The organism is Candidatus Pelagibacter communis, assembly GCF_001180205.1.
GTDB classification, from domain to species: domain Bacteria; phylum Pseudomonadota; class Alphaproteobacteria; order Pelagibacterales; family Pelagibacteraceae; genus Pelagibacter; species Pelagibacter ubique_O.
This window is the reverse complement of sequence record NZ_CVSU01000114.1, coordinates 1-646: the sequence shown is the minus strand read 5'-3', so window position 1 is coordinate 646 and position 646 is coordinate 1. Positions and strand designations below refer to the sequence as shown.

General features: G+C 29.1%; 2 protein-coding genes. Both read left to right on the top strand.

Annotated elements, in window-relative coordinates; translation table 11 throughout:
• The coding region (locus tag AMO08_RS05250; RefSeq protein ID WP_143323821.1) for a hypothetical protein at positions 1-260 on the top strand (260 nt) is incomplete at its 5' end.
• Positions 257-646 (top strand): sarcosine oxidase (locus tag AMO08_RS05245; RefSeq protein WP_075485896.1); only part of this gene is annotated, 390 nt, incomplete at its 3' end. The genes AMO08_RS05250 and AMO08_RS05245, both read left to right, overlap by 4 nt.

Genomic DNA, 646 nt, shown 5'->3' with positions numbered 1-646 from the left:
AACAAACAAGCATACCAGAAGGCTCTCACTTAGTTAAAGATGATAAAGCACCGTTACCAAATCCAAAATTAGGTCATATCTCTGCATCTTGTTGGAGTGTTGAATATGATAATCCTTTTTCCTTAGCAATTTTGAAAGATGGAAAAAATATGATCGGTCAAAAACTTTTTGCGATGTCACCACTTAAAAACAAGGTAATACCAGTTGAGATAGTTTCATCACATTATGTAGACCCGAAAGGTGAAAGAGTTAGATCATGACATTAATTTCAGCTTTATCAAATGTTCATGCAAAAGGTCAATTCGGAGATTATGAAGGTAAAAATGAAAATGATATTCTTAAAATATCTGAAATCAAAAATTTATTAATTGTTCAAATAGTTCAGTACAAAAATTCTTCAGTTTCATTTGAGGGTATTGATATTGATGGTTTAAAATTAAAAAATGAACCATTGGCAGTAGTATTTAATGAAAATACAAGGATTATGTGGAATGGACCAAAAAACTGGCTTTTAGTCTCAATAAAAAAAGATTTAATAAAAAATGTAGTAGATAAATTTAAAGATACAGATTTTGCTGTAACAGATTTATCTCATTCTAGAGCTATTATAGAAATCGAAGGAAATGATACGATAGAAGTTTTGAAA